Genomic DNA, 5,865 nt, shown 5'->3' on the forward strand with positions numbered 1-5,865 from the left:
TCCTGTTGTTTGAGAACTCAATAGTGTGCCAAGTTTGTTGATACCGATTGTTTTTTGATTGGTTGAATTTGCTGGTTGCCGCACCCCGTGTGGTGGCTGGTTTTTTTGGCTGGTTTCGAATTTTGTGCAATGGTGTCACCCGTTTTCCCGGGTGGTGTTGTTGTGTCTGTAATGCATTTACGGAGAGTTTGATCCTGGCTCAGGATGAACGCTGGCGGCGTGCTTAACACATGCAAGTCGAACGATGAACCTCACTTGTGGGGGGATTAGTGGCGAACGGGTGAGTAACACGTGAGTAACCTGCCCTTGACTCTGGGATAAGCCTGGGAAACCGGGTCTAATACTGGATACGACCTTCTGGCGCATGCCATGTTGGTGGAAAGCTTTTGTGGTTTTGGATGGACTCGCGGCCTATCAGCTTGTTGGTGGGGTAATGGCCTACCAAGGCGACGACGGGTAGCCGGCCTGAGAGGGTGACCGGCCACACTGGGACTGAGACACGGCCCAGACTCCTACGGGAGGCAGCAGTGGGGAATATTGCACAATGGGCGCAAGCCTGATGCAGCGACGCCGCGTGAGGGATGAAGGCCTTCGGGTTGTAAACCTCTTTCAGTAGGGAAGAAGCCGGCCTTTTGGGTTGGTGACGGTACCTGCAGAAGAAGCGCCGGCTAACTACGTGCCAGCAGCCGCGGTAATACGTAGGGCGCAAGCGTTATCCGGAATTATTGGGCGTAAAGAGCTCGTAGGCGGTTTGTCGCGTCTGCCGTGAAAGTCCGGGGCTTAACCCCGGATCTGCGGTGGGTACGGGCAGACTAGAGTGCAGTAGGGGAGACTGGAATTCCTGGTGTAGCGGTGAAATGCGCAGATATCAGGAGGAACACCGATGGCGAAGGCAGGTCTCTGGGCTGTAACTGACGCTGAGGAGCGAAAGCATGGGGAGCGAACAGGATTAGATACCCTGGTAGTCCATGCCGTAAACGTTGGGCACTAGGTGTGGGGGACATTCCACGTTTTCCGCGCCGTAGCTAACGCATTAAGTGCCCCGCCTGGGGAGTACGGCCGCAAGGCTAAAACTCAAAGGAATTGACGGGGGCCCGCACAAGCGGCGGAGCATGCGGATTAATTCGATGCAACGCGAAGAACCTTACCAAGGCTTGACATGAACCGGAATGATGCAGAGATGTGTCAGCCACTTGTGGCCGGTTTACAGGTGGTGCATGGTTGTCGTCAGCTCGTGTCGTGAGATGTTGGGTTAAGTCCCGCAACGAGCGCAACCCTCGTTCCATGTTGCCAGCGGGTTATGCCGGGGACTCATGGGAGACTGCCGGGGTCAACTCGGAGGAAGGTGGGGACGACGTCAAATCATCATGCCCCTTATGTCTTGGGCTTCACGCATGCTACAATGGCCGGTACAAAGGGTTGCGATACTGTGAGGTGGAGCTAATCCCAAAAAGCCGGTCTCAGTTCGGATTGAGGTCTGCAACTCGACCTCATGAAGTTGGAGTCGCTAGTAATCGCAGATCAGCAACGCTGCGGTGAATACGTTCCCGGGCCTTGTACACACCGCCCGTCAAGTCACGAAAGTTGGTAACACCCGAAGCCGGTGGCCTAACCCCTTGTGGGAGGGAGCCGTCGAAGGTGGGACCGGCGATTGGGACTAAGTCGTAACAAGGTAGCCGTACCGGAAGGTGCGGCTGGATCACCTCCTTTCTAAGGAGCGCCTCATGTTCATGTGCCCGTCCTGTGTGTCGGGTGTGTGGCGTGCAGGAGTTAGCCCATAGCGCGGGCGTTTGTTCCGCGGTGGGTGCTCATGGGTGGAATATCAATGAATAGGTGCCTGGTGGCTCCTGGCGGTTTGTGAGTACGTCTCATCGTGCTGTGTCCTTCTTCCTTTCGGGGTGGTTGGGTGTGGTGGTGGTGGTTCTGGAAAGCGGGTTGTCGGTGTGGTTGTCGGGTGGTGTTTGGCACACTGTTGGGTCCTGAGATAACAGGGCTCTTGTTCTGCGGTGTTTTCCGCGCGTTTTTCTGGTGCTGGTCGTTGACTGGTGGTGGGGGGTGTGGGGGTGTCGTGGGGTGGGGGTGTGTTGTTTCTGGTTTTCCCGCGCATGCTGGTCGCTGTTTGCCCCTTGGTTGGGGTGGTGTCCGGGTGTGTTGGGGTTGTTGGTTGAGAACTGCATAGTGGACGCGAGCATCTTAAAAAGAAGCAATTTCTAAGATAAATCTGGTTCCGGACTTAGGTTCGGGCCTGGTTTTCTCGATATGTTTTTGATCTTAGTGGTCAAGTTTTTAAGGGCACACGGTGGATGCCTTGGCATCAGGAGCCGAAGAAGGACGTGGGAATCTGCGATAAGCCTGGGGGAGTTGATAACCGAACTTTGATCCCAGGATGTCCGAATGGGGAAACCCCGCCCGGCGCGCGAGTGACCGGGTGACCCGTATCTGAACACATAGGGTACGTGGAGGGAACGTGGGGAAGTGAAACATCTCAGTACCCACAGGAAGAGAAAACAATAGTGATTCCGTTAGTAGTGGCGAGCGAACGCGGAACAGGCTAAACCAGTGGTGTGTGATAGCCGGCGGGCGTTGCATCACTGGGGTTGTGGGACTTTCCGTTCCAGTTCTGCCGGACTGGTGAAATGAGTGCGTGCGTATAGGTGAACGGGTTTGAAAGCCCGGCCGGAGAGGGTGTTAGTCCCGTAACCGTAATGCGTGACGCCGTTTGGAGAGGATCCCAAGTAGCACGGGGCCCGAGAAATCCCGTGCGAATCTGCCAGGACCACCTGGTAAGCCTAAATACTCCCTGATGACCGATAGCGGACCAGTACCGTGAGGGAAAGGTGAAAAGTACCCCGGGAGGGGAGTGAAATAGTACCTGAAACCGTGTGCCTACAAACCGTCGGAGCAACCTTAGTAGTTGTGACGGCGTGCCTTTTGAAGAATGAGCCTGCGAGTTAGTGTTACGTCGCGAGGTTAACCCGTGTGGGGAAGCCGTAGCGAAAGCGAGTCTGAATAGGGCGACCAGAGTGGCGTGATCTAGACCCGAAGCGAAGTGATCTACCCATGGCCAGGTTGAAGCGACGGTAAGACGTCGTGGAGGACCGAACCCACTTCAGTTGAAAATGGAGGGGATGAGCTGTGGGTAGGGGTGAAAGGCCAATCAAACTTCGTGATAGCTGGTTCTCCCCGAAATGCATTTAGGTGCAGCGTTGCGTGTTTCTTATCGGAGGTAGAGCTACTGGATGGCTAATGGGCCCTACAAGGTTACTGACGTCAGCCAAACTCCGAATGCCGGTAAGTGAGAGCGCAGCAGTGAGACTGTGGGGGATAAGCTTCATAGTCGAGAGGGAAACAGCCCAGACCACCAACTAAGGCCCCTAAGCGTGTGCTAAGTGGGAAAGGATGTGGAGTTGCCCAGACAACCAGGAGGTTGGCTTAGAAGCAGCCACCCTTGAAAGAGTGCGTAATAGCTCACTGGTCAAGTGATTCCGCGCCGACAATGTAGCGGGGCTCAAGTACACCGCCGAAGTTGTGGCATTCACATATATCCCAAGCCGGAGACTTGTTCTCCTGGTTCAAGGGTGTGGATGGGTAGGGGAGCGTCGTGTGGGCAGTGAAGTCGCGGTGTAAACCAGCGGTGGAGCCTACACGAGTGAGAATGCAGGCATGAGTAGCGAAAGACGGGTGAGAAACCCGTCCGCCGAATGATCAAGGGTTCCAGGGTCAAGCTAATCTGCCCTGGGTAAGTCGGGACCTAAGGCGAGGCCGACAGGCGTAGTCGATGGACAACGGGTTGATATTCCCGTACCGGCGAAAAACCGCCAATACTGATCGAGGGATACTAACCGCCAGAAGCATGACCGCCCACCCTTGTGGTGACGTGGTTTTTTGTGGATCGCGGGACCTGATCTCGGGAGGTAAGCGTATTAACAGGTGTGACGCAGGAAGGTAGCCGAGCCGGGCGATGGTTGTCCCGGTCTAAGGATGTAGGGCAGGACGTAGGCAAATCCGCGTTCTTGTGTTCGATCACGAGCCTGAGATCTGATGGGACCCCCGTATGGGGGAATTCGGTGATCCTATGCTGCCGAGAAAAGCATCGGCGCGAGGTTTTAGCCGCCCGTACCCCAAACCGACACAGGTGATCAGGTAGAGAATACTAAGGCGATCGAGAGAATTATGGTTAAGGAACTCGGCAAAATGCCCCCGTAACTTCGGGAGAAGGGGGGCCCCAACTGTGATGGTGACTTGCTCACCGGAGCGGATCAGGGCCGCAGAGACCAGGGGGAAGCGACTGTTTACTAAAAACACAGGTCCGTGCGAAGTCGCAAGACGATGTATACGGACTGACTCCTGCCCGGTGCTGGAAGGTTAAGAGGACCGGTTAGTTTCACGCTTGCGTGGGACGAAGCTGGGAATTTAAGCCCCAGTAAACGGCGGTGGTAACTATAACCATCCTAAGGTAGCGAAATTCCTTGTCGGGTAAGTTCCGACCTGCACGAATGGAGTAACGACTTCCCCGCTGTCTCAACCATAAACTCGGCGAAATTGCAGTACGAGTAAAGATGCTCGTTACGCGCAGCAGGACGGAAAGACCCCGAGACCTTCACTATAGTTTGGTATTGGTGTTCGGTGTGGCTTGTGTAGGATAGGTGGGAGACTGTGAAGCGTGGACGCCAGTTCATGTGGAGTCATCGTTGAAATACCACTCTGGTCACTCTGGATATCTAACTTCGGCCCGTAATCCGGGTCAGGGACAGTGCCTGATGGGTAGTTTAACTGGGGCGGTTGCCTCCTAAAAAGTAACGGAGGCGCCCAAAGGTTCCCTCAGCCTGGTTGGCAATCAGGTGGCGAGTGTAAGTGCACAAGGGAGCTTGACTGTGAGAGAGACATCTCAAGCAGGGACGAAAGTCGGGACTAGTGATCCGGCGGCACATTGTGGAATGGCCGTCGCTCAACGGATAAAAGGTACCTCGGGGATAACAGGCTGATCTTGCCCAAGAGTCCATATCGACGGCATGGTTTGGCACCTCGATGTCGGCTCGTCGCATCCTGGGGCTGGAGTAGGTCCCAAGGGTTGGGCTGTTCGCCCATTAAAGCGGTACGCGAGCTGGGTTTAGAACGTCGTGAGACAGTTCGGTCCCTATCCGCTGCGCGCGCAGGAAATTTGAGAAGGGCTGTCCTTAGTACGAGAGGACCGGGACGGACGAACCTCTGGTGTGTCAGTTGTACTGCCAAGTGCACCGCTGATTAGCTACGTTCGGATGGGATAACCGCTGAAAGCATCTAAGCGGGAAGCCTGCTTCAAGATGAGATTTCCATACACCTCGAGTGTGAGAGGCCCCCAGCCAGACCACTGGGTTGATAGGCCGGATGTGGAAGCAGGGACGAAAGACCTGTGAAGCTGACCGGTACTAATAAGCCGATAACTTACACCACACACCCACCCCCACCACGGGCAACACCCTCACAGGTGAAACCCCGACCGGTGACCACGGGGAGGGTGAAGATCAAATGCTACGCGTCCACTATGCGGTTCCCAACCAACAACGGAACCACCAGTCCCACAACTGGTACCACAACTGAATATGAGTACATCCAGCACGACGGATGTAACCCCACAGATTTACCGGCACCCCCTCGAACCCCCACCCCCGGTGGGAAGAGACCAAGGGTGCGTCAGGTAGCAAGGGTTACGGCGGTCATAGCGTGGGGGAAACGCCCGGTCCCATTCCGAACCCGGAAGCTAAGACCCACAGCGCCGATGGTACTGCACCCGAGAGAGTGTGGGAGAGTAGGACACCGCCGGACAACACTTAGCAACACAAAAAAGGGAAGGCCCCACACCACCAGGTGCGGGGCCTTCCCCCC

3 rRNA genes are annotated in these 5,865 nt (G+C 55.7%); all 3 read left to right on the forward strand.

Features of this window, described 5'->3' with window-relative positions:
* The first annotated feature begins 176 nt into the window (after positions 1 to 176).
* The 3 genes from ACIQCY_RS18060 (at position 177) to rrf (ending at position 5,805) form a co-directional block, all read left to right on the forward strand.
* Positions 177 to 1,710, forward strand: a 16S ribosomal RNA gene (locus ACIQCY_RS18060).
* Positions 1,711 to 2,276: 566 nt separating this feature from the next.
* Positions 2,277 to 5,433, forward strand: a 23S ribosomal RNA gene (locus ACIQCY_RS18065).
* Positions 5,434 to 5,688: 255 nt separating this feature from the next.
* A 5S ribosomal RNA gene (rrf, locus tag ACIQCY_RS18070) occupies positions 5,689 to 5,805 on the forward strand.
* The 16S, 23S and 5S rRNA genes sit together here, the layout of an rRNA operon.
* The last annotated feature ends 60 nt before the right edge of the window (positions 5,806 to 5,865 follow it).

It is taken from the genome of Arthrobacter sp. NPDC092385 (assembly GCF_044755105.1).
Taxonomy (GTDB): Bacteria; Actinomycetota; Actinomycetes; order Actinomycetales; family Micrococcaceae; genus Arthrobacter_D.